The following is a 21,910-nucleotide window of genomic DNA, read 5'->3' as shown; positions in this document are numbered from 1 at the left end:
TCGGGCAAACACGTCGTTTTATTAAGCACGGCGTTTCTCAGAGATAGGGCGATCCCAGCCAGAGGATGCGGTCGAAGAGGCGGATGATGAACGGGCGTGCCCGCAAGGAGGCCAGCGTGACCGGGACGGCCGTTTCGATCGCAGAGCCGATCCGGTTCTCGATCTCGGTGGCAAAGCCTGCGTCGAGCACCTCCAGATCGATTTCGAAGTTGAGCCGCAGCGAGCGGGCATCGAGGTTGGAGGATCCGACATAGGCCCACACGCCGTCGATCGAAAGCAGCTTGGAATGGTCGAAAGGGCCTTCCGTGCGCCATATGCGGCAATAATTCTTCAGAATCTGGTCGAATTGCGCGGTCATGGCGCGGTCGACAAGGAAGAGGTTGTTCACCGCCGGCACCACGACATCGATCTCGACGCCGCGCCTCGCCGCGGTGACCAAGGCACTGATCAGTTCCCGGTCAGGCAGGAAATAGGGCGACATCAGGCGGATCGACTTGCGCGCGACCGAGAAGGCGCCGATCAGCAGTTTGTGGTTGGTTTCATTGCTGGCATCCGGTCCGGAGGCGACCGCGCGCACCAGCATCGGCTGGCCGGCGGGCGGCGAAACCGGTGCGATCCGCCAGGCATCGCCCTTCAGCGCCTCCTTGGTGGCGAAGCGCCAGTCTTCCGCCGCGACCGAGAAGAGATCGGCCACAACCGGTCCGGTGACCTTGAAATGCGTGTCCCTGGCGCTGTTGGAGCCAGCGAACTCCGCCGAAAAACCCTTGCGGATGTTCATGCCGCCGGTAAACGCAACCGTGCCGTCGACCACCAGGATCTTGCGGTGGGTCCGCAGGTTGGCATAGGGCAAGCGCAGGCCCATGACGATGTTGCCGTTGAAGACATCGGCCGTGATGTTGGCGCTGCGCAAATGCCCCAGGATGCTGGGGACGGAGTAGCGGGCGCCGACGGCATCGATCAGCACGCGGACGGTGACGCCGCGCCGGACGGCGCCGGCCAGCGCTTCGACGAAGAGCAGGCCAACCGCGTCATTGTCGAAAATATAGGTCTCGAGCAGGACGCTGCGCTCGGCCCCGTCGATCGCCGCGCGCATGGCGGGGTAGGCCTCGTCGCCGCTTTCCAGCACGTCGATCGCGTTTCCCGGGTTGAGCGCGCGCCGCGCCACCCTGTCGCCCAGCGTCCTGAGGCCGGTGAAGCGCTGTCCATAGCGCTCGATGATCAACGCCTCCTCGGCCGCGACATCGCGCTCATGCTTGGCCGACACCAGGCCATCGGCAAGCGGGCGCTGCGCGCTGATCGTGGCGCGGCGGATTCGGTTGATGCCGGCGACGGCATAGATCAGCACGCCGAGGATCGGCGACAGCACCATGACACCGACCCAGCCGGTGGCGGCGCGAACGTCCTCCTTGGTCATGACGGCATGGGCAATGCCGATGGTCGCCATCACCACCGAGATGATTGCCAGTATTTGGGGCCAGTGAATCGCCAAGGTCTCGAACATTGCCAGGACTATCCAGCGAGCGCCCGCGGAAGGCAATGCAGCTGGCCATATCCGCCTTCACCGATTGGACGCACGGCTATTTGAGCAGGCCAGTCAGCACGTTGAAAGCGGCGTCGATATCGGCGCGGACGGCGGCCTTGACCGCCTCGCCATCGCGATCACGCAGCGCCGCGAACATCTCCTTATGGTGCTCGTTGGCGGTCGAATAGTTTCCGGAATCGTGCAGCATGTTGAAATAGGGGCTGATCTGCAGCCACAGGTTCTCGATGATGTTGAGGATGTTCTCGGAGCCCGCGGCCCGGTAGATGGAGAAATGAAAGGCGTAGTTGGCGCGCAGGTAGGATTTGACGTCTCCCGCCGCATTGGCCTGTTCGAGGACTTCCAGATGCCGGGCGAGCCGCGCGATCCCCTGCTCGTCCATGTGTTCGGCCGCCCACGCGGCGGCGATCGCCTCGATCTCGAAGCGGACATTCCTGAGGTCGACGAGGCGGGCGCGGCTGAGTGCCGGAATTCCGATCGAGCGGCCTGAAACGACCATCAAGGCGTTGGCCGCGGTCAGCCGCCGCAATGCCTCCCTCACCGGCATCGGGCTGACGCCGAAGGCGTCGGCGAGGCTTTGCACCGTCACCATCTCGCCAGGCACGATGCTGCCGTCGAGGATCAATTCGGTGACATGGCGATAGACCCTGTCCTGCAGGGTCTCCCTGGACAGCGGCGTTATCTCGACACCAGGCTTCCTGAACGCCGCTCCGGCCATCTCCCGATCAACCTTCCCGCGCAAAAGGCTGCGCATGCTCCCGAAATGCAAGGTTCCGGTCGCGGCGTCAAGCGTCGCGCCGTTCTATAGGATATTTCATCATTGATCTTTGATCAAATCATGATACGGTCACCAAGATCGGATGACAGGGGCCGCGTCTCGTGCCCCTGGGAGGCATTCGGTCGTTCGTATCGGGAGGAATTCACATGAGAATCGGATTGAAGATCCGGCGGCTCGCGCTGCTGGCCGGCATGGCCGTTTGCGCCCTTGGCGTGTCGGCCGCCGAGGCCGCCGAAAAGCACAAGATATTTCTCAGCATGAGCTATATCGGCAATGACTGGCAGGCCGAGGCGGCGAACATGGTCAAGGCCATGGCCGCGCACAAGAGCCTGGCCGACAAGGTCGACCTGCAGGTCCAGGTCGCCGGGCCGAACGCCCAGCGCCAGATCCAGCAGATCAACGCCATGGTGCAGAGCGGCGCCGAGGCGATCGTCGTCTATCCGATCTCGCCGACCGCGCTCAACCAGGTCGTGAAAAATGCCTGCGACAAGGGTGTGAAGGTCTTTGCCTACGACGCCGAGATCACCGAACCCTGCGCCGACAATGTCCATATCGATCAGCTGGAGGCGGGCCGGGTGACCGCCGAATGGCTGGTCAAGAAGCTCAATGGCAAGGGTAACATCATCGCCATCACCGGTGTTCCAGGCACGTCCGTCGACGATCAGCGGACAAAGGCCGCCAAGGAAGTCTTCGCCAAATATCCCGACATCAAGATCGTCGGTGAGGCTGTCGGTATGTGGAGCCAGGCGGTCGCCCGCACCGAGCTTTCGAAGATCCTGGCCACCCGCAACTGGAACGACATAAACGGGCTGTGGATGCAGGTTGGCTGCTTCACCGCCAACTCCATGCAGCTGGAAGCCGGCAAGAAGGCCAGCGAACTCCTGCCATGCGCCGGTGAAGGTTCCAATGGCGGCCGCATCCAGATGCTGCCGGAGGGCACCGAGGTGGAAGGTGCTGCTCCACCCTACGCACCGGCTGGCGCGCAACGCATTTCCTATGCCTCGCCGCCCTATTCGGGTGCGCTGGCGCTGAAGCTCGCCGTCGAGGCGATCGAAGGCAAGGACGTGCCGAAGACGACGATCCTGCCGCTGCCGGTCGTCACCAATGAGACGATCAAGCTGTGCGACGAAGGCACATGGGCGGAAATGAAGGCAGGCTGCAACGCCTTCAAGCCGTCGCTGGTCTCAAATCCCGGCTGGTTTGCTTCGATCTTCTCCGACCAGACACCCGAGGTCGGCCTCAACGCCGCCCTTGTCGGTCAGCCGGAGAACTGAGCCTCCCAAGGCCAATGGTGACGATGCGCGGATTATCTCCCGTGCATCGTCGATCCGCGCCGGTGGATGGCGCCCAAAAGCCCGGCGATCGAGGACATGACAGAACAGTTCGAACTTCCCGCGATCGAGATCGACGGCATCGGCAAGGCCTTTGGGCCGACGGTCGCGCTGGACGGCGTATCGTTCGCCATCGCGCCCGGCAGCGTCCACGCATTGCTGGGTGAGAACGGAGCCGGCAAGTCGACGCTGGTGAAACTGTTGTCGGGCCTTGTGCGGCCGAGCGAAGGCCATGTCCGCGTCTTCGGCAAGGAGATCAGCTACGGCGCACCGCGCGCGGCACATGCGCTGGGCGTGCAGACGGCGTTCCAGGAGATGACCCTGGTGCGCGATCTCTCGGTCCTCGACAACATGCTGTTGCCATACGCTCCCATCGGCGTCTCCGGCCTGATACGTCGCAAAGCGGCACGCAATGCAGTGCGCCGTCATATCGACGAACTCGGCTTTTCCGTCGATCTCGATGCCGAGGTTGGCGAACTCGAGCTTGCCGTGCGCCAGAAGATCGAGATCGCGCGCGCCGTCTATCGCAAGCCGCGCATCCTGCTGCTCGACGAGCCGACCTCGACGCTCGCCGGCCGCGACGTCGACTGGCTGGGCGACATCATCGCCAGGCTGAAGGCGGCAGGCACCACCATCGTCTTCATCACCCATCGCATGCGCGAAGTCAGGGCCTTTTGCGACACGCTGACGATCCTGAGAAACGGCCGCCACATGCTCACCGCGCCGGTCGCCGAGGTCTCGGATGCAGACGTGATCGAAAAGATCATCGGCCGCAGCATCGAGCAGACTTTTCCGCCCAAGCCCGAGGGCGCCCAGGCCTTTGGGCCTCCGGTTCTGGGCGTGCGTGACCTCAAGGTCGGACGCAAGCTCGACGGCGCGAATTTCGATCTGCGCCGGGGCGAGATCCTCGGCATTGCCGGATTGCAGGGAATGGGTCAGCAGGACCTGTTCCTCGCCTGTTTCGGCATGGCTGAAATCACCCGCGGCGACATTCTCGTCGATGGCCGCAAAGTCTGGCTCGGCTCCCCGGCCGACGCGCTTCGGCCCAACATGGCGATCGGCCTGGTGCCGGAAGACCGCAAGTCCGAGGGCCTGTTCCTGAAACTGTCGGGCAGCCAGAATGCCACGCTGCCCGTCGTGTCGCGCTTCACGCGGTTTGGCCTCGTCGACACCAAGGCCGAGACGGGCTCCGTGGAAGAGGCATTCGCCGCCGTCGAAGTCGACCGCCGCGCGCTGTGGACGCGGGCCGGGGCGTTCTCGGGCGGCAACCAGCAAAAGATCGCCATCGCCAAATGGCTGGTGGCGCAAAGCCGCATCCTGCTTCTGTTCGATCCGACGCGCGGCATCGATGTCGGCACCAAGCATGAGCTTTATGTGATGATGCGAAATTACGTCGCCGCCGGCGGCTCGATCCTGTTGCACTCGACCGAGATTCCCGAGCTGGTCCATCAATGCGACCGGGTGCTGGTGCTCTATGACGGGCACATCGCCGCGGAACTGGAGGGGGACGCCATAACCGAGCCCGCCATCATGCGGCCGGCGCTCGGGCATGCCGGGGATGTCGCCGCATGAGCAGCGTCTCATCCCCCGCATCAGTCGGCTTCGGCCTGCGCCGCGCGCTGGCGCGCAATCGCGGCGCGCTGATCGCCGCGTCCGTGCTGGCGACCCTGCTTTTCGTCGTCGACTGGATCAGCGCCGGGCCGCTGACCTATTTCGACGTGTCGTTCCTGTCGAGCGGCGGCGCGACCTCGGCGCTCGCGGCCATCGGCCAGACCATTGTGATCCTGGCGGGCGGCTTCGACCTGTCAGCCGGCGCGGTGATATCGCTGGTCAATGCCGTGCTGGCATCGAGCATGGATCCGATGGCGCCGGGCGCCAGCATCGTCCTGTGGACGGCGGTCGGCATCGGCGTCGGCATGGCGGTGGGCGCCTTCAACGGCTTCTTCATCGCCGTGCTGCGCATGCAGCCCATCGTGGTGACGCTGTCCACCATGTTCATCCTGCAAGGCGTGACGCTGCTGGTGATGGACAAGCCCGGCGGCTTCGTATCGCCCGATCTCGGCAGCTTCTATCTGGGCGACGCGATCACCGGTTGGCTGCCAATGCCGCTGGTGGTGATCGGCGTGGTCCTGCTTGCCTGGTTCTGGCTGAAGGGAACCCGTTTCGGCACCGCGCTCTATGCCGTCGGCAGCGACGCCGAGTCCGCAGCCGCGGTCGGCATCAATATCGTGCTGGTGCGCTTTGCCGTCTATGTGATCGCCGGCGGCTGCTACGGCCTTGCCGGTGTGTTCATCAGCGCTCAGACCGGCAGCGGCGATCCGCTGGTCGGCAATCCGCTGCTTTTGTCGATGTTCGCCGCGGTCGTCGTCGGCGGCACGCGCCTCGGCGGCGGGCAGGGCGGCCCGGTGGGCAGCGTCTTCGGCGCCTTCATACTGATGATGGTGGTGAACATCCTTTTGGTGCTCAACGTATCGGCCTATTATGCGACCATCGCCGAAGGCACCATTCTGGTGCTGGCTGCCTTGGCCGGTTCCCTTTCCCACACGTCGGTGCTTGCCGTGCAGCTTCGCGCGGCGCGCGCCCGGCTTGCCGCCTGGCGCGCCGGGATATTGCCTTCGCAGCTTGAGCGCGTGGACCGGCGGCTCAGGGTCAGCGGACCCTGGCATGGTAAGCGGGACGCAGCCCTGCCGCCTCCAGCCCTCTATCGCCGCAACGCCGAGGTCCTGCGCTATGCGCTGCCCGCCTATGTCTGCCTGCTTGTCATCGTCATCGTGACCCAGATATGGCTCGGCCGTGCCATCTTCAACCCGGGGTACTGGAATTCGCTGCTGGTGCTGTCGTCCTTCCTGGCCGTGCTGGCGCTGGGGCAGGGAACGGTCATCCTGACCGGCGGCCTCGATCTTTCGGTGCCGTGGACGATCGGCATTTCCGGCATCATCCTGGCCGGCATGGTCAACGGCTCGGACGCCGCCCTTGTCTATGCCTTGCCGGTCGTGCTGGTGATGGCCTGCGCCATCGGTTTCGCCAATGGCTTCGGCATCGTCTATCTCGGCATTTCGCCGATCGTCATGACGCTCGCCACCAATGGCATCCTGCAAGGCTTCGCGCTGCTCTATTCGCAGGGAACGCCGGCCGGCTTCTCGTCTCCGATGCTGCGCTGGTTCATGACGGCCAGGCTCGGTTTCGTGACGCCGGTCGTCCTGGTGATGGTGGTCTTCGTGGCCTTGGCGGTGCTCTTGCTTGGACGCACGCCGTTCGGGCGCCGGGTCTACGGCATCGGCAACGGCTTACGCGCGGCACGCCTGTCCGGCATCGGCGTCGAGCGCACGCTGATCCTGGTCTATATGCTGTCGGCGGTCTGCGCGGCCCTTGTCGGCGTCATGCTGACCGGTTTTTCCGGTCAGGCGAGCCTTGGCATGGGCGACGACTACCTCTTGCCGTCGATCGCCGTCGTCGTGGTCGGCGGCGCGCTGATCACCGGCGGGCGCGGCCATTATCTCGGCATGCTCGGCGGCGTGCTTTTGCTGACCGCGCTGCAAATGCTGCTGGCCGGCACCACGCTGCCCTATGCGACGCGGGCAATTCTCTACGGGCTGGTGGTTCTGGGCGCCGTCATGGCGCTGCGCGAACGGCAGCCTCATTGAAAGGACAGGACGATGAGCACCAAGGCACCTGAAACGGCGGACGAATTCCTGGCCGGCCTCAAAGGACAGCGCGTGTTGGTGACGGCTGGCGCCGGTGGCATCGGCTTCGCCATCGCCGACACGCTGTCGCGGCTTGGCGCGCGCATCGTCGTCTGCGACGTTTCCGACGAGGCGCTGGCCGCTGCTCCGGGCAAGATCGAACTGGTGGCCGCGGTCAAGGCTGATGTCTCGCGCGAGGACGACGTCGACCGGCTGTTCGAGACGGTCGCCGAGAAGCTCGGCGGGCTCGATGCGCTGATCAACAATGCGGGCATTGCCGGACCGACCGGCGGCGTCGACGAGATCGAGCCAGACGACTGGCGGCGCTGCCTCGATATCTGCCTGACCGGCCAGTTCCTGTGCGCGCGGCGCGCCGTGCCGATGATCAAGGCGGCAGGTGGCGGCTCGATCGTCTCGATGTCGTCGGCCGCCGGCCGCCACGGCTATGCTTTCCGCACGCCGTACTCGGCCGCCAAGTTCGGCGTCATCGGCTTCACGCAGAGTCTCGCCAAGGAGCTCGGGCCGCACGGCATCAGGGTCAACGCCATCCTGCCCGGCATCATCGAGGGCCCCCGCATCGAAGGCGTCATCTCGGCGCGCGCCAAGCAGGTCGGCATCAGCCATGAGGAGATGACCGGGCGCTACCTGCAGAACATCTCGTTGCGCCGCATGACCAGCCCTTATGATGTCGCCTCTATGGTCGCCTTCCTGCTTTCGGACGCGGGGATAAACATCTCCGGCCAGTCGCTCGGCGTCGATGGCAATGTCGAGACACTTTGAGGAGGCGGGTTCATGGCAAGAGTTGCGATAATCGGCAGCGGCTTCATCGGGCGGGCCTGGGCGATCAGTTTCGCGCGCGCCGGCCATGATGTGGCGATGTGGGACCAGTCTTCATCGGCGACCGACGGCGCGCGCGACTACATCGCCGGCGTGCTCGGCGATCTCGCCGCCAACGACCTGCTGCGGGGGCAGTCCGCCGCTGCCGTGCTCGATCGCATCGCTGTTGTCGCCGAACTCGGGCAGGCGTTGGCCGGGGCGGTCCATGTCCAGGAGAACACACCGGAAAATCTCGAGGTGAAGCGTGAGGTGTTTTCGCTGATCGACTCGGCCGCCGATCCGCAAGCGGTGATCGCCAGTTCCACCTCGGCGCTGTTGCCATCGAAATTCACCGACCATCTCAAGGGACGAGATCGCTGCCTAGTCGTGCACCCAATCAACCCGCCCTATCTCATTCCGGCTGCGGAGGTGGTGCCATCGCCGTGGACGTCGGCCGAGACGCTTGAAACCACGCGCGCCTTCCTCATCGAGGCCGGCCATGCGCCGCTGGTGATGAAGCGCGAACTCGACGGCTTCATCATGAACCGCCTGCAAGGCGCGTTGCTTGAGGAAGCGTTCCGGCTGGTCGCCGACGGCTATGCCAACGTCGAGGATGTCGACATCGGCATCCGCGACGGCCTGGCGCTGCGCTGGTCCTTCATGGGTCCGTTCGAGACCATCGATCTCAACGCGCCCGGTGGCGTGCGCGACTATGTCGATCGCTACCAGGGCATCTACTCAAACATCTTTCCGCAGATGCTGCGCCGGGTCGATTGGGCGGGCGAGGTGATGGCAACCGTCGAGGCCGAGCGCAACAAGCGCTTGCCCAGGGAAAATCTAGGCGAGCGGCAGGTGTGGCGCGACCGCCGGCTGATGGCGCTGGCGGCGCACAAGAAGAAATCGGATCAGGAGTTCGGACAATGAAAGAAACCAGCCGCAAATCTGGCGCAACGGCGGCCAGGGGCAAGGTCATCATCACCTGCGCGGTGACGGGAGCGATCCATACGCCGACAATGTCGCCCTATCTGCCGATAACGCCGGATCAGATTGCCTCGGAAGCGATCGCCGCGGCAGAGGCCGGCGCTGCGATCCTGCATTTGCACGCGCGCGATCCGGAAACCGGCAAGCCCGACCAGACGCCGGAGGCCTTCGCCCGCTTCCTGCCGCGCGTCAAGCAAGGCACCAATGCCGCCATCAACATCACCACCGGCGGCAGCCCCTACATGAAGGTCGAGGAGCGCGTGAAGCCGGCAGCCCAGTTCAAGCCCGAGGTCGCCTCGCTCAACATGGGCTCGATCAATTTCGGGCTCTACCATCTCGCCGACAAATACGAGACCTTCAAATTCGACTGGGAAAAGCCGCATCTCGAAGCGACGCGCGATCTCGTCTTCCGCAATTCGTTCAAGGACATCGAGTACATCCTGGCGACCTGCTACGACAACGGCACACGCTTCGAATTCGAATGCTACGACATCGCCCATCTCTACAATCTCGCCCATTTCGCCGATCGCGGGCTGGTTAAGCCGCCCTTCTTCGTCCAGTCGGTGTTCGGCCTGCTCGGCGGCATCGGCACGCATCCGGAGGATGTCGCGCATATGAAGCGCACCGCCGACCGCTTGTTCGGCGACCAGTTCCGCTGGTCGGTGCTTGGCGCCGGCGCCAGCCAGTTGCGCATCGCCGCGCAATCGGCGGCGCTCGGCGGCAACATCCGTGTCGGATTGGAGGACAGCCTGTGGGCCGGCAAGGGCAAGCTTGCCAAGTCGAATGCCGAACAGGTCGTGCTGGCGCGCAAGATCATCGAAGGGCTTGGCATGGAGGTGGCGACGCCCGACGAGGCGCGCGAAATCCTGTCCTTGAAGGGCGGCGACAAGGTTGCTTTCTGAGGCGGCCGACCAATCGCCGCTGCACACCAATATATGGGAGGATGGCATGAAGATCGAAGTCGTGGTGGACGTGAAGACGACGCTGGGCGAGGGGCCTTTGTGGGACGTCGAACAGGAGCGCCTCTACTGGATCGACAGTTTCGACGGTCGCGTGTTTCGGGCGACCGCCGACGGGCGCGAAATCCGCTCCTGGGACGTGCCGATGAAGATCGGCTCGATGGCGCTGCGCAGGGATGGCAGCGGGGCGGTCGTCTCGCTGCAGCGCGGCTTCCATCTGCTCGATTTCGCCACCGGCGAGGTGACGCTGATCCATGACCCGGAACCGGACAGGCCGATGAACCGTCTCAATGACGGCAAGGTCGACCGACGCGGCCGCTTCTTCGCCGGCTCGATGGATACGATGGAGGAAGGCCCCTCCGGCGGGCTCTACCGGCTCGATCCGGATTTTTCGGTGACCAGGATCGATTCCGGCATCATCTGCTCCAACGGCCCATGCTGGAGCCCCGACGACCGCACCTTCTATTTCGCCGACACCTGGACCGGCGAGATCTGGGCCTACGACTATGACATCGCCACCGGCGCGGCCACCAATCGCCGTACCTTCGTGCGCGTCGACACCAGCAAGGGTGGGGCCGCCGACGGCTCCACCGTCGACGCGGAGGGTTATCTGTGGAATGCGCTGGTCTATGACGGAAGGCTGGTGCGCTATGCGCCTGATGGCTCGGTCGACCGCATCATCGACATGCCGGTGAAGAAGATCACCAGCGTCATGTTCGGCGGGCCGAAGCTCGACACGCTCTACGTCACCTCGATGGCCAAGCCGCCGCTGCCGCGCTTCCCCGGCGACGGCGTGCTGCGCGGCAGCCTGTTTGCCATCACTGGCCTGGGAATCAAGGGTATCGCCGAACCGCGCTTTGGCGGCTGACCTCGGCCGAATGACGGCACCAGTTGCTGTCTCTCGTCAATGAAATCGGCCAGGCCGCGGTGACGGCCGGCTGGAAGGACGATGTGCTTTTGGCCGTCGTGGAGCTCGCCGGCCTTCCGATCAAGACGGCAGGAGTTTCCGGCGAGCGAAGGTCTCGGCGATCGCGAGGACCGCGGCGTGTATCGGCCCTGCGGTGAGACTGGGCATGACCGAAGCGTCAACGACAAAAAGATTGTCGAGCGCCTTGAGCCGCAGGTCCGCATCGACGATGGCGTCCGGATCCTTGCCCATCCTGCAAGTGCCGCAGGGATGATGGTGGGTGATGACCGCCCGCGCGATGAAGTCGTCCATTTCAGCCACACCGTTCAGCGTGCCTGGCAGGAGCTCGCGCTCTCGCCAGCCGGCGAGTTCGTCTCGGTGCCCGAGTGTCCGGGCCGCCTCGAGCGCCTGGCGAAACAGCTCGCGGTCCCGGTTGCTTTGCAGGTATGCGGGGTCGATGATCAATCGATCGTCGAGTTCCGGCCCGCTGATGCGCACGCTGCCGCGGCTCGTCGGATGGGTGATGCCGAACAGCAGCGAGTAGGCCGTGCCGGGGGCTGGCGCTTCGAAGCTTTCGGACACGATCGGCGCGACGCCGCAACCAACGACAATTTCGGGCTGACCGGTACCGGTAAACCCGTCGGCCCGCATATAGGCCATCGACTCCGAGTGCTGGAGGCGCGAGGGAGGAACAGGTTTGCGGGCCGCATAGAGATTTCCGGCACCAAGCAGGTGGTCCTGAAGGTTTCGACCGACCTGCGGCATATCGATCAGGCAGCCGACGCCCGCGGCATCGAGCATGTCGCGCGGACCAATGCCCGAGCGCATCAGCAAAGCCGGACTTTCCAGCGCGCCGGCGCAAAGCACGATTTGATCCGCAAGGATTTCGACCGGACCCTGTTGTCCCACGACTTCGAGGCCGCGGACCTGATTGCCCGCTAGTTTGAGCCGCCGCACGCGGGATCCCGTAAGGATGGTCAGGTTCTTGCGGCTTCGAACGGCCGGCGTGAGCCAGGCGTCGGCCACCGTGACCCGCCGGCCGTCGCGAATGTTCAAGGAGTTCGGGGTGACGCCGATCATCTGTCCGCTGTTGTGGCCCGCAAGGCGCGGCAAGCCGAGCGAAGCGCCGGCTTCGATGAACGCGCGCGCGACCGGACTGACCTCGTCCGTCGGCAAATGGACCGGCATCGGCCCGCCCTTGCCGTAAAGGCCGTTGCCGCCGAGCGGGTGATCCTCGATGGCCCGAAACGCGGGCAGCAATCCGTCCCAGCCCCACCTGTCATCGCCGGTCGCGTCGACCCATGCCTGGAAGTCCTGGGGGTGGCCGCGCATATAGCCCATCGCATGCAGGCAACTCGAGCCGCCCACCAATCGCCCGCGTGCCCAGTGATGCACCCGGCCCGCGGTGCCGGCTTGCGGCTCCGTGCGATAGTCCCAATCGTAGCCACGGCCCTGAAGCGCCGGCCATGCCGCGGGGTTCCAGATGTCGGGGTCAACAGCCTCTTCACCTGCCTCGATCAGGAGAACGCGACAGGCCTGGTCCTCGCTCAGTCGCGCGGCCAGCAACGCCCCCGCCGAGCCGCCACCGACGATGACCAAATCGGCATCCCGTTCGCGTTCGAAATTCGCCATGGTCATCATCACTCCATCTGGCGCTTGCGTATTCGGCAAGTGGGGCGCCGTACGACGTGGGTCCGCGCGTCGACCTGTTCGCGGACAGTCGATCCGCGACATCAAAGGGCTTCGAGTTTCAGGCGGAGCAGCTGTCTTTCGAAAAACTCAAGTCGCGCTGTCCATGGACATCTTCGCTGCCGCTTTCGCCTTCAACAGGTGGTTCTTCGAGGCTTTGCGGGCGGCCTTCTCGTCGCCGGCGGCGATGGATTCGTATATCTCCTTCATCTCCGCCAGGCTGCTTTGTGCCCGGCCGTCCAATGACATGGATCGTCCCCGAAAGAAGCTTATCCTGGCCACCAGGCCGCGATGGACTTCCTCGAGGATCGGATTGCCGCAATTGGCGAGGATGATGGAATAGAAGTCCGCGGCCGTCATGACCTGCGCCAGGCTGTCATTGCTGGACGCCGCCTCTTCGAACGCGGAGAGGGATTTGTCGAGTTCACGCAACTGCTCAGGTGAAATTCTCGACGCGCACCGTCCCGCCGCCTCGACTTCCAACAGCTCTCGAACCTCGTAAATGGCGGTTGCCACCTCCCACGTAAGGGACGGTATAGAGGGGCCGCGGTTGGGTACGATCTCGATCAGCCGCTCGGCCTCGAGACTGCGCAAAGCCTCCCTCAGCGAAGGGCGGCTGATGCCGAGCTGTGTGCATAGCTGGCTTTCGATGAGGCGGCTTCCCGGCTGGAACAGCCCGGAGAAGATGGCGAGCCGTAACTTGTCGACCGTCTCCCGTTGCACTGTCCGTGGCGAAATTCGCAAATTCAAATCTGGAGGCATCTCTAACGTCTCTTGGGTTTGAGTCGCAATCGCCGGAGCAACATACGTCACGCCGTGGAAAATAGCCAGATTGTCAAATCTGAAGATTGCAAGAATGTCAGACAATCCGCTTGACGTCCCTCCGGCTGTATGATCCTTTTGAACGAGACGGCAGTGATGGTGAGGTCATGGACATGGCGGCAGAGATAGCTTGCGACCAATCTGGCTCGCGACGCATCGACACCGGCCGTATCGCCTTGAATGTGCGCGAAAGCGGCAACGGCCCGTTGATGCTGTTCTTCCATGGCATTACCTCGAACTCCGCGGTCTTCACGCCGTTGATGGCCCGGCTCTCGGATCGCTTCACGACCGTGGCCGTCGATCAGAGGGGGCACGGCCTCAGCGACAAGCCGGAAGGCGGCTATGAGGCGAACGACTATGCCGACGACATTGCCAGCCTGATCCGCACGCTCGACCGGGGTCCCGCCATCCTCGTCGGACATTCGCTTGGCGCCAGAAATTCCGTCACGGCCGCCGTGAGACATCCAGACCTGGTGCGGTCGGTCGTGGCAATCGACTTCACGCCCTACATCGAGACCGAGGCCCTGGACGCGCTGGAGGCCCGCGTGAACGCGGGAAGCCAGCTTTTCGAGAATCTCGAGGCTGTCGAATCCTATCTGGCCGGGCGCTATACGAACATTCCCGCCGCTGCCATCAGAATACGGGCCGAGAGCGGCTATCACCGGGTCGACGGCGGGTTGCGGCCATTGGCGTCGCCCGTGGCCATGGCTCAGACCGCCAAGGGCCTGCGATCGGACCTGGCGCCCGCCTATCGGGACGTGGCGAAGCCCGTTCTCATCGTTCGGGGCGAGGCGAGCAAATTGGTTTCGGCGGCGGCGCTGACAAAGACCAGCCGGCTGCGGCCGGATCTGCCCGTGGTCGTCGTCCCCGGCGCCGACCACTACGTCAACGAGGTCTCTCCCGAGATCACGCTGAAAGCCATCACCAATTTCATCGACGCCTGACGGCGCAGCACGCCGTCTTCTCGTACGCAGCATCAGGATAGAAAATGGCAAATGTACACAAAACCCAGGGCAAGGCGCGCCGCGCGGAGGTCGCCGGCGGCGGCTTTGCCGGCCTGACGGCCGCCATCGCGCTGAGGCAGAACGGTTGGGACGTCAGGCTGCATGAAAAGAGCTCGGAGCTACGGGCATTCGGCGCGGGCATCTATCTCTGGCACAACGGCCTTCGGGTCCTCGAAGGACTGGGCGCGCTGGATGATGTTCTCCAAGGCTCGCACACGCCTCCGACCTACGAAACCTGGATGCACAACAAGTCCGTTTCGAAGGAAACGTTCAACGGGCTTCCCTGGCGCATCATGACCCGCAGCCACCTGCATGATGCGCTGGTCAACCGCGCCCGCGCTCTGGGCGTCGAGATATCGGTCAACTCCGAGGCGGTCGCCGCCGATCCGGAAGGCCGCCTGACCCTTCAGACCGGAGAGGTTCTCGAAGCGGACCTGATCGTCGGCGCCGACGGCGTTGGCTCGAAGGTCCGGGATTCCATCGGCTTCAAGCAGGATCGGTGGGTCTCAAAGGACGGTCTCATCCGGCTGATTGTCCCTCGCAAGAAGAAGGAGCTCGGTCACGGCGAGTGGGACAACACCATAGACATGTGGAACTTCTGGCCGCGCGTCCAGCGCATCCTCTACTCGCCCTGCAACGAGAACGAACTCTATCTCGGCCTCATGGCCCCGGCCGCCGATCCTCGGGGTTCGCAGGTGCCGATCGACCTCGAGGTCTGGGTCGAGATGTTTCCCTTCCTGGAGCCCTGCCTGATCGAGGCGGCGAAGCTGAAAACCGCCAGGTACGACAAATATGAAACCACCAAGCTCGATAGCTGGACGAGAGGCAAGGTCGCCCTCGTGGGGGACGCCGCGCATGCCATGTGCCCGGCTCTTGCGCAGGGCGCCGGCTGCGCGATGGTCAATGCCTTCAGCCTGTCGCAAGATCTGGAGACGGGCTCTTCGGTCGAGGACGCGCTCGTCGCGTGGGAAAAGCGCATTCGCCCGATCACCGATCGCTGCCAGGCCCTGTCCGGCGACTATGCGGCGAACCGCTCGCTCTCGAAGGGAAACATGTTCACGCCGGCAGCATTGGAAGCAGCCCGCTACGACCCGCTGCGCGGCGTCTTTTCATGGCCGCAGTAGTTTTTTTGGCCAGCCGGTCAACGAATTAATCGGCGCGTGCGGAAACCGTGCGCACCCTTCAGGAGATAAAGATGAATTATTCCAGTGAAGTCGAACGGGATTACGATGTCAGGGGCTGGTACGCCTCGGTCCAGGAAAGCCGGCATGATGGCGGCCAACCCGGCGACACGCTCGTCAAGGTCGCGACAGGCGTCGTCATACGCAACCCTTTCGCCGGAAAGTTCGTCGCCGAATTGTCCGAGCTGACAAATCCGAGTTCAGCCATTGGTCATGCGCTCGGCGAGCGTGCCGTGGCGCTGCTCGGCAACAGGCCGGTCGAAAGCTATGGCAAGGGCGGCATCGCGGGCACATCGGGCGAACAGGAACATGTCGTCGCCTGCATCACCACGGTGTTCGGAGATCCGCTGCGCCAGCAGGTCGGTGGTGGCAAGGCCTGGATTTCGTCGGTCAGCAAGGTCGCCGCCGCCGGTACATCCATCGATATCCCGCTCGCCCACAAGGACGAGCTCTACATCCGGTCCCACTATGACGCCGTCACCTTTTCCGTGCCGGACGGCCCGCGCCCCGATGAGCTTTTGATCTGCGTCGCCGTCGCTTCGGGTCCGCGCGTGCATCAGCGCGTCGGCGGCAAAACCGTCGCCGACCTCAAGGCCGGTGTCTAGTTCCATCGAAATTGGCGAAGGAAATTCCATGCCCCTGAATATCAAGGACCTCAAGATTACATCGGCGGATTTCGAGCCGCTCGGGAAACTGCGCGACGAGCATGCCGGCGACAAAGGCAACGTATTGCCCAGGCTTACGGTCAGCGGCGTGCCGGCGGGCACGAAGGAGCTCGCGGTCATCTGCCACGATCCCGACGCGCCGTTGCCCAACGGCTTCACGCACTGGGTCGTCTATGGCATCGATCCGTCGGCCACCGATCTTTCGGACGCGCAGGAGAAATTCCGCGTCGGCCCCAACGGCGCCGGCGGCAAGCAGTATTACGGCCCTCAGCCGCCGGCTGGCCATGGCGAGCATCACTATTATTTCTGGGTCTATGCCCTCGACACCAAGGTCGAAGGGACGCCCACAAGGGAAGAGTTCCTGCAGACATATGCCGGCAACATCATCGAGCAGAACCGGATCGTCGGCCTCTACGAGAACAAGTGAAATCCGCGGCATCGGCGACCGATAACAAGAACAAAATTGTCGCCAGCGCCGCGCAATGGGAGAATTGGAAATGAAAGACAACAGCCTCGCGCGCCAGACGGTCTTTGAAGAGCTGGTCACGGCGACGAAGATCCTTCTGAACGAAGGCATCATGGATACGTTCGGGCACATCAGTGCCCGCGACCCCGAGGATCCCGAAAGCTTCTTCCTGGCGCAGAAGCTTGCCCCGAGCCTGATAACCGTCGACGACATCCAGCGTTTCAACCTCGACGGCGAAACCTCGGACAACAGGCCGTCCTATCTCGAGCGCTATATCCACAGCGAGATCTACAAGGCGCGGCCGGACGTTCAGTGTGTGCTCCACACCCATTCTCCGGCTGTCCTGCCGTACTGCTTCGTCGATACGCCGCTTCGACCAGTCACCCACATGGGCGCTTTCATCGGCGAGTCGGTCCCGGTCTACGAGATCCGCGACAAGCATGGGGATGAGACGGATCTCTTCGGCGGCAGCCACGACGTCTGCGCCGACATCGCCGAAAGCCTCGGCAGCCAGACCGTGGTCCTCATGGCGCGGCATGGCGTCGTCAATGTCGGCAACTCCGTGCGGGAAGTCGTCTTCCGCGCCTTCTATCTGGAGCAGGAAGCGGCAGCGCTCACGGCCGGCCTGCGGATCGGCACTGTCAAATATCTGTCGCCGGGCGAGATAAGGACGGCGGGAAAACTCGTCGGTGCCCAGATCGATCGAGGATGGAATCACTGGTCGCAGCGTCTGCGAGAGGCCGGTCTGGCCTAGCGCGGTGCGCGGAATAGTTGGGCCATCCCGGTTCTGGCCGGGATGATCCAGTCCCGGTTTCAACAGTTCCCTGGCGCAGGAGCGCCGGACCAAGGCGATGAAACGCACCATGCCGCATGCTGAAAGTTACGACTATGTCATCGTTGGGGCCGGATCGGCCGGTTGCGTGCTCGCCAACCGGCTGAGCGCCGACCCCCGATGTTCGGTGCTGTTGCTCGAGGCCGGCGGCTGGGATCGCGACCCCATGATCCACATACCGCTTGGCTGGGGCAAGATCCTGACGGAACGCCGCCATGACTGGATGTATTTCTGCGAGCCGGAAGACAATGTCGGCGGACGCCGGGTCGAGTGCGCGCGCGGCAAGGTGATCGGCGGATCGTCGTCGACCAACGCCATGGCCTATGTGCGGGGAAATCGCGGTGACTACGACCGTTGGGCCGCCAGCGGGCTCAGCGACTGGTCTTATGACAAGGTGCTGCCCTATTTCCGCAAGCAGGAAAGCTGGGAAGGCGGCGAGAGCCGATATCGCGGCGGCAATGGTCCGGTCAGCACCCAGTTCTGCCGCTACAAGGACACGCTGATCGACGCCTTCGCACAGGCTAGCGTCCAGGCCGGCTATCCGCAGACCGACGACTATAATGGCGAGCGGCAGGAAGGGTTCGGCCGCCTCCAGATGACGATCTCGAAAGGCCGGCGCAGCTCGACCGCGTCCGCCTATCTGCGGCCGGCCCTGAAGCGGCCCAATTTGACGGTCCTGACCGGAGCGACGGCGACGAAGATCATCCTGGAGGGCACGCGCGCCACCGGGGTGGTCCTGAACCATGACGGTGGCGAACGGACGGTCGTCGCCCGCAAGGAAGTTCTGCTCTCGGGCGGCGTCATCAACACGCCGCAACTCTTGATGCTGTCCGGCATCGGGGCGCCAGAGGAACTCGCGGCGCAGGGTATCCAGACGCGGGTGGATCTGCCGGCGGTCGGCAAGAACCTGCAGGATCACGTCTCGGTCATCCTCATGTATCGGCGCCGGGCTCCGGGCGGCCCTTTCCTGCGCAACATGCGTGCCGATCGGATTGGGTTCGATTTCGCCAAGACCTACTTCACGGGACGGGGTTTTTCGGGCGACGTGCCCGGCGGCGTCGTTGCTTTCCTGAAAAGCGGCCCGGAGCGGCCGTTGCCCGATGTGCAACTGCTGTTCACGGCGGCTCCGCTGGCAGCGTGGCCTTATTTCGAGCCGTTCAAGGCGCCGTTTCCGGACGGCTTTGCCACGCGGATCGTGGCGACGCAGCCTGAGAGCCGGGGGGCGGTGAAACTGGCCTCGGCCGATCCCCTCGCGGCACCGCTGATCCATCAGAATTTCCTCGCCTCGCCGAAGGACTGGCAGTCGCTTCGCGCCGGCTTCCGGGTGGCGAGGGATCTGGCGGCGCAGCCCTCCATGCAGCCCTTCATCGAAGCGGAGTTCTTTCCCGGTCCCAAATGCCAGAGCGACGAGGAGATCGACGAACATATCCGCAAGACTTCCATCACCGTGCATCATCCGGCCGGAACCTGCCGGATGGGGGCCGATGCGGCGTCGGTCGTCGACCCGCAATTGCGGCTTCGCGGCGTCGACGGTCTCAGAGTGGTAGACGCGTCCGTCATGCCTGACCTCGTCTGCGGAAACATCAACGCGGCGGTGATCATGATTGCCGAGAAGGCCGCCGACCTTATCGCGGCATCGAATATAGCAATGGAAAGCAGGGCAGCGTGATGATCCAACGTATCGCCATCATCGGTCTGGGTACGATGGGGCCAGGCATGGCCGCAAGGCTAGCCAGGGGCGGCCTGCAGGTCGTCGCCTACGACGTCGCCCCAGCCGCGATCGAGCGCGCCGGAACCATGCTGGGCGTGGCGGAGACCGTTCTCGATTCCCTCGGCATCGCACCGCCTGCTGCCGGTCCTGGAACGATTCGCTTCACGGATGACATCGCCGACGCGGTGTCGGGCGCCGACCTCGTCATTGAGAACGTGCCTGAAAACATTTCGATCAAGGCCGATGTCTATCGCGCGATCGACAGCCTGATCGCATCGGACACGATCGTCGCGTCCGACACGTCGGGCATCCCGATCACCAAGCTGCAGGCGCACATCTCGCATCCCGAGCGGATGGTGGGCATGCACTGGTCGAACCCGCCGCACATCATCCCGATGATCGAGGTGATCGCCGGCGAGAAGACGTCGCCGGAGACCGTGATTGTCATCCGCGACCTGATCCGCTCGATCGGCCTGTTGCCGGTGGTGGTGAAGAAGGACGTTCCGGGCTTCGTCGAAAACCGCGTGCTCTATGCGCTGCTGCGCGAGGCGGTCGACCTCGTCGAGCGCGGTGTCATCGAGCCGGAAGACCTCGACACCTGCGTGTCCTGGGGCATCGGCTACAAGATCGCCGTGATCGGGCCGATGGCGCTGCTCGATATGGCGGGCCTCGACATCTACAAATCCGTCTCGTCTTTCCTCAACGGCGATCTCTCCAAGCGCGACGACGTCGCGCCGATGGTGCTGGAAAAGACCAACGCGTCGAAGTTCGGCATCAAGTCGGGGGAGGGCATGTTCTCCTACACGCCCGAGCAGACAAAGGCGCTGCAAGGTGAGCGGGCGCGCAAACTCGTCGCGGTGCGGCGCATCCTGGAGGGCCGGGAGTAGCCATGCGCATTGAACCCATTCGAGCAGCAGGTGGCCGGCCAGCCCATATCCGCCACGATGACGACCTGATCTCCGCCAAGGGCGTTTCGGTGGTCATGGCCAAGCAACTGGTGCTGCAGAATATCGATCTTGCGATACCGAAGGGGTCGTTCGTCTCCCTCATTGGTCCTTCCGGTTGCGGCAAGAGCACCTTGCTCAAGGTTCTGGCCGGGTTGGTCAATCCGACGAGCGGCGGCGTCTCCATCGCCGGACTTTCGCCGGTCGAGGCGGCGCGCAAGCGCATGATCGGCCTCGTGTTCCAGGACGCCAACCTGCTGCCGTGGAAGAATGCCGTCGACAACGCATCCATGCTGCTCGGCATCGCCGACAAATCGCTGTCGCGCGCGGAGTTGCGGGCGCGCGGACAGGAGATGCTCGAGCTGGTGGGCCTGGGCGACAGCGCTCACAAGCGTCCAAACGAATTGTCGGGCGGCATGCGCCAGCGCGTCGCCATCGCGCGGGCCCTGGCGCTCGACCCGGCGGTGCTGCTGATGGACGAGCCGTTCGGCGCGCTCGACGCCATTACCCGCGACCAGATGGGCCAGTCGCTGCTGGAAATCTGGCAGCGCACCGGCAAGACCATCGTTCTCGTCACGCATTCGATCGACGAGGCCATTCATTTGTCCCGCCACGTGCATGTGCTGGGGATCAAGCCCGGCCGGATCACCGAGAGCCTCGACATTGGCCTGCCCTATCCGCGCGACCTGTCGGTGACGGAAGATCCGGAATTCGTCCGGCTGGTGGTTCAACTGCGCACGATGCTGCGCGCCAGCCATCAACCGGGAGGCGGGTCATGAGCGATCAACCCATCACCAATCTCTCCGAGCCGCGGCTTGCCTCGAACTGGGCCGCCGCGACAAGCAGTTGGCTGCCGGCGGTCATTCTTCTGTTGGCGACCATCGTGGTGTGGGAAGCCGTGGTGCGGATCTTCGCCATCTCCGCCTTCATCATTCCCGCCCCGTCCGAGATCGCGAAATCGCTGGTCGCGCAATGGGGAACGCTGATGCAGGCGACACTGGTGACGGCGGGGGAGATCCTGTTCGGGTTCCTGGTCTCGGTCGTCGTCGGCGTCGCCATCGCGTTGGTCATCGTGCGCTTCGACTGGCTGGGGCGGGCGCTTTATCCACTGGTGGTGCTGTTCCAGAACGTGCCCAAGGTGGCGCTGGCACCGATCTTCATTCTCTGGTTTGGCTACGGGCTGGCGCCCAAAATCGGGCTGATCCTGGTCATTGCCTTCTTCCCGGTGACATTGTCGATGCTGGCCGGCATGCAGTCGGTCGATCGCTCGCTGTTGTCTTTGATGAATTCCGTCGGCGCCAGCCAAACGCAGATCCTGTTCAGGATCCGCGTTCCGCATTCGCTGCCGAACCTGATGGCGGGAACCAAGATCGCGGCCACGCTGAGCGTCATCGGCGCCATCGTCGGCGAATTCGCCGGCGCCTCGGACGGGCTGGGCTACGTCATCCAGTTCGCCTCGACCCAGCTCGACACCGCGCTGGTCTTCGCGGCGCTGCTGCTCGTCTCCGCGCTCGGCATCGCCTTCTACTACGCGGCCGAAATCCTCGAACGCATCGTGGTGCCGTGGGCACCCAAATTCAGCCAGGCCTAGGCCTCTCGAT

At 64.1% G+C, this 21,910-nt stretch carries 20 protein-coding genes; 16 read left to right on the top strand and 4 right to left on the bottom strand.

From position 1 onward, the window contains the following. Positions 1 to 37: 37 nt before the first annotated feature. Both LB569_RS17600 and LB569_RS17595 read right to left on the bottom strand, forming a co-directional pair. Positions 38 to 1,501: a phospholipase D-like domain-containing protein gene (locus LB569_RS17600; protein WP_140704603.1), complete on the bottom strand. Its 1,464-nt coding sequence runs from the start codon at positions 1,499 to 1,501 to the stop codon at positions 38 to 40. Positions 1,502 to 1,577: 76 nt separating this feature from the next. Then, positions 1,578 to 2,258 carry a GntR family transcriptional regulator gene (locus tag LB569_RS17595; protein ID WP_224693367.1) on the bottom strand — a complete coding sequence of 227 codons (681 nt, stop codon included), beginning with the start codon at positions 2,256 to 2,258 and terminating at the stop codon, positions 1,578 to 1,580. Positions 2,259 to 2,464: 206 nt separating this feature from the next. Here LB569_RS17595 and LB569_RS17590 point away from each other — a divergent pair, with 206 nt between their 5' ends. From LB569_RS17590 to LB569_RS17560, 7 genes are all read left to right on the top strand, one after another. Then, positions 2,465 to 3,592 (top strand): sugar ABC transporter substrate-binding protein, encoded by a 1,128-nt coding sequence (locus tag LB569_RS17590; RefSeq protein WP_224693365.1) that lies wholly within the window; start codon positions 2,465 to 2,467, stop codon positions 3,590 to 3,592. 96 nt (positions 3,593 to 3,688) lie between these two features. After that, positions 3,689 to 5,221 carry a sugar ABC transporter ATP-binding protein gene (locus tag LB569_RS17585; RefSeq protein ID WP_224693364.1) on the top strand — a complete coding sequence of 511 codons (1,533 nt, stop codon included), beginning with the start codon at positions 3,689 to 3,691 and terminating at the stop codon, positions 5,219 to 5,221. Next, positions 5,218 to 7,293 (top strand): ABC transporter permease, encoded by a 2,076-nt coding sequence (locus LB569_RS17580; protein ID WP_224693363.1) that lies wholly within the window; start codon positions 5,218 to 5,220, stop codon positions 7,291 to 7,293. Before LB569_RS17585 ends, LB569_RS17580 begins: the two co-directional genes overlap by 4 nt. Positions 7,294 to 7,305: 12 nt before the next feature. Further along, positions 7,306 to 8,112: an SDR family oxidoreductase gene (locus LB569_RS17575; RefSeq protein WP_224538937.1), complete on the top strand. Its 807-nt coding sequence runs from the start codon at positions 7,306 to 7,308 to the stop codon at positions 8,110 to 8,112. Between the two features lie 12 nt (positions 8,113 to 8,124). Next, positions 8,125 to 9,072, top strand: coding sequence for a 3-hydroxyacyl-CoA dehydrogenase (locus LB569_RS17570; protein ID WP_224693362.1), 948 nt, complete (start codon positions 8,125 to 8,127; stop codon positions 9,070 to 9,072). Next, positions 9,069 to 10,031: a 3-keto-5-aminohexanoate cleavage protein gene (locus LB569_RS17565; RefSeq protein WP_224693360.1), complete on the top strand. Its 963-nt coding sequence runs from the start codon at positions 9,069 to 9,071 to the stop codon at positions 10,029 to 10,031. The genes LB569_RS17570 and LB569_RS17565 overlap by 4 nt, the downstream gene beginning before the upstream one ends. Before the next feature lie 46 nt (positions 10,032 to 10,077). Further along, positions 10,078 to 10,956 carry an SMP-30/gluconolactonase/LRE family protein gene (locus LB569_RS17560; protein WP_224693359.1) on the top strand — a complete coding sequence of 293 codons (879 nt, stop codon included), beginning with the start codon at positions 10,078 to 10,080 and terminating at the stop codon, positions 10,954 to 10,956. A 120-nt stretch (positions 10,957 to 11,076) separates the two neighbouring features. Here the strand turns inward: LB569_RS17560 and LB569_RS17555 are convergent, their stop codons facing one another. Continuing rightward, entirely contained in the window at positions 11,077 to 12,633 is a 1,557-nt protein-coding gene (locus tag LB569_RS17555) for a GMC family oxidoreductase (RefSeq protein WP_224693478.1), read from the bottom strand. 141 nt (positions 12,634 to 12,774) lie between these two features. Further along, positions 12,775 to 13,551 carry a GntR family transcriptional regulator gene (locus LB569_RS17550; protein WP_224693358.1) on the bottom strand — a complete coding sequence of 259 codons (777 nt, stop codon included), beginning with the start codon at positions 13,549 to 13,551 and terminating at the stop codon, positions 12,775 to 12,777. Positions 13,552 to 13,613: 62 nt separating this feature from the next. Between LB569_RS17550 and LB569_RS17545 the strand changes: the two genes are divergently transcribed. The 9 genes from LB569_RS17545 to LB569_RS17505 all read left to right on the top strand — a co-directional run bounded on the left by LB569_RS17545 (position 13,614) and on the right by LB569_RS17505 (position 21,900). Then, complete coding sequence (locus LB569_RS17545; protein ID WP_224693357.1) at positions 13,614 to 14,450, top strand: alpha/beta fold hydrolase; 837 nt, start codon at positions 13,614 to 13,616, stop codon at positions 14,448 to 14,450. Between the two features lie 44 nt (positions 14,451 to 14,494). Then, positions 14,495 to 15,634, top strand: coding sequence for an FAD-dependent oxidoreductase (locus LB569_RS17540; RefSeq protein ID WP_224693356.1), 1,140 nt, complete (start codon positions 14,495 to 14,497; stop codon positions 15,632 to 15,634). Between the two features lie 71 nt (positions 15,635 to 15,705). Then, positions 15,706 to 16,296, top strand: a complete 591-nt coding sequence (locus LB569_RS17535) for an amino acid synthesis family protein (RefSeq protein ID WP_140704634.1) — start codon at positions 15,706 to 15,708, stop codon at positions 16,294 to 16,296. A 28-nt stretch (positions 16,297 to 16,324) separates the two neighbouring features. Next, a complete protein-coding gene (locus tag LB569_RS17530; RefSeq protein ID WP_224693355.1) occupies positions 16,325 to 16,783 on the top strand; it encodes a YbhB/YbcL family Raf kinase inhibitor-like protein in 459 nt (152 codons plus the stop codon). 70 nt (positions 16,784 to 16,853) lie between these two features. Further along, entirely contained in the window at positions 16,854 to 17,576 is a 723-nt protein-coding gene (locus LB569_RS17525; protein ID WP_224538926.1) for a class II aldolase/adducin family protein, read from the top strand. Positions 17,577 to 17,685: 109 nt separating this feature from the next. Beyond that, positions 17,686 to 19,323 (top strand): GMC family oxidoreductase, encoded by a 1,638-nt coding sequence (locus tag LB569_RS17520; protein WP_224693472.1) that lies wholly within the window; start codon positions 17,686 to 17,688, stop codon positions 19,321 to 19,323. Then, positions 19,323 to 20,252, top strand: a complete 930-nt coding sequence (gene fhmpcd1, locus LB569_RS17515; RefSeq protein ID WP_224693471.1) for a 5-formyl-3-hydroxy-2-methylpyridine 4-carboxylate 5-dehydrogenase — start codon at positions 19,323 to 19,325, stop codon at positions 20,250 to 20,252. The genes LB569_RS17520 and fhmpcd1 overlap by 1 nt, the downstream gene beginning before the upstream one ends. A 2-nt stretch (positions 20,253 to 20,254) precedes the next feature. Beyond that, positions 20,255 to 21,088 carry an ABC transporter ATP-binding protein gene (locus LB569_RS17510; protein ID WP_224693353.1) on the top strand — a complete coding sequence of 278 codons (834 nt, stop codon included), beginning with the start codon at positions 20,255 to 20,257 and terminating at the stop codon, positions 21,086 to 21,088. Next, the gene (locus tag LB569_RS17505) at positions 21,085 to 21,900 is read left to right on the top strand and encodes an ABC transporter permease (protein ID WP_224693352.1); all 816 of its coding nucleotides are present in this window, start codon (positions 21,085 to 21,087) and stop codon (positions 21,898 to 21,900) included. The genes LB569_RS17510 and LB569_RS17505 overlap by 4 nt, the downstream gene beginning before the upstream one ends. Positions 21,901 to 21,910 lie beyond the last annotated feature (10 nt).

Source organism: Mesorhizobium sp. BH1-1-4 (assembly GCF_020165665.1).
Taxonomy (GTDB): domain Bacteria; phylum Pseudomonadota; class Alphaproteobacteria; order Rhizobiales; family Rhizobiaceae; genus Mesorhizobium.
This window is presented reverse-complemented; position numbering and strand designations above follow the sequence as displayed.

Bases quoted from the DNA above. Each gene is read 5' to 3' on its own strand.
- LB569_RS17525 (WP_224538926.1), top strand. From the start codon at position 16,854: ATGAAAGACAACAGCCTCGCGCGCCAGACGGTCTTTGAAGAGCTGGTC.
- LB569_RS17585 (WP_224693364.1), top strand. From the start codon at position 3,689: ATGACAGAACAGTTCGAACTTCCCGCGATCGAGATCGACGGCATCGGC.
- LB569_RS17535 (WP_140704634.1), top strand. From the start codon at position 15,706: ATGAATTATTCCAGTGAAGTCGAACGGGATTACGATGTCAGGGGCTGG.
- LB569_RS17540 (WP_224693356.1), top strand. From the start codon at position 14,495: ATGGCAAATGTACACAAAACCCAGGGCAAGGCGCGCCGCGCGGAGGTC.
- LB569_RS17580 (WP_224693363.1), top strand. From the start codon at position 5,218: ATGAGCAGCGTCTCATCCCCCGCATCAGTCGGCTTCGGCCTGCGCCGC.
- LB569_RS17545 (WP_224693357.1), top strand. From the start codon at position 13,614: ATGGACATGGCGGCAGAGATAGCTTGCGACCAATCTGGCTCGCGACGC.
- LB569_RS17520 (WP_224693472.1), top strand. From the start codon at position 17,686: ATGCCGCATGCTGAAAGTTACGACTATGTCATCGTTGGGGCCGGATCG.
- LB569_RS17555 (WP_224693478.1), bottom strand. From the start codon at position 12,633: ATGACCATGGCGAATTTCGAACGCGAACGGGATGCCGATTTGGTCATC.
- LB569_RS17590 (WP_224693365.1), top strand. From the start codon at position 2,465: ATGAGAATCGGATTGAAGATCCGGCGGCTCGCGCTGCTGGCCGGCATG.
- LB569_RS17565 (WP_224693360.1), top strand. From the start codon at position 9,069: ATGAAAGAAACCAGCCGCAAATCTGGCGCAACGGCGGCCAGGGGCAAG.
- LB569_RS17600 (WP_140704603.1), bottom strand. From the start codon at position 1,501: ATGTTCGAGACCTTGGCGATTCACTGGCCCCAAATACTGGCAATCATC.
- LB569_RS17505 (WP_224693352.1), top strand. From the start codon at position 21,085: ATGAGCGATCAACCCATCACCAATCTCTCCGAGCCGCGGCTTGCCTCG.
- LB569_RS17595 (WP_224693367.1), bottom strand. From the start codon at position 2,258: ATGGCCGGAGCGGCGTTCAGGAAGCCTGGTGTCGAGATAACGCCGCTG.
- LB569_RS17560 (WP_224693359.1), top strand. From the start codon at position 10,078: ATGAAGATCGAAGTCGTGGTGGACGTGAAGACGACGCTGGGCGAGGGG.
- LB569_RS17510 (WP_224693353.1), top strand. From the start codon at position 20,255: ATGCGCATTGAACCCATTCGAGCAGCAGGTGGCCGGCCAGCCCATATC.
- fhmpcd1 (WP_224693471.1), top strand. From the start codon at position 19,323: ATGATCCAACGTATCGCCATCATCGGTCTGGGTACGATGGGGCCAGGC.
- LB569_RS17575 (WP_224538937.1), top strand. From the start codon at position 7,306: ATGAGCACCAAGGCACCTGAAACGGCGGACGAATTCCTGGCCGGCCTC.
- LB569_RS17570 (WP_224693362.1), top strand. From the start codon at position 8,125: ATGGCAAGAGTTGCGATAATCGGCAGCGGCTTCATCGGGCGGGCCTGG.
- LB569_RS17530 (WP_224693355.1), top strand. From the start codon at position 16,325: ATGCCCCTGAATATCAAGGACCTCAAGATTACATCGGCGGATTTCGAG.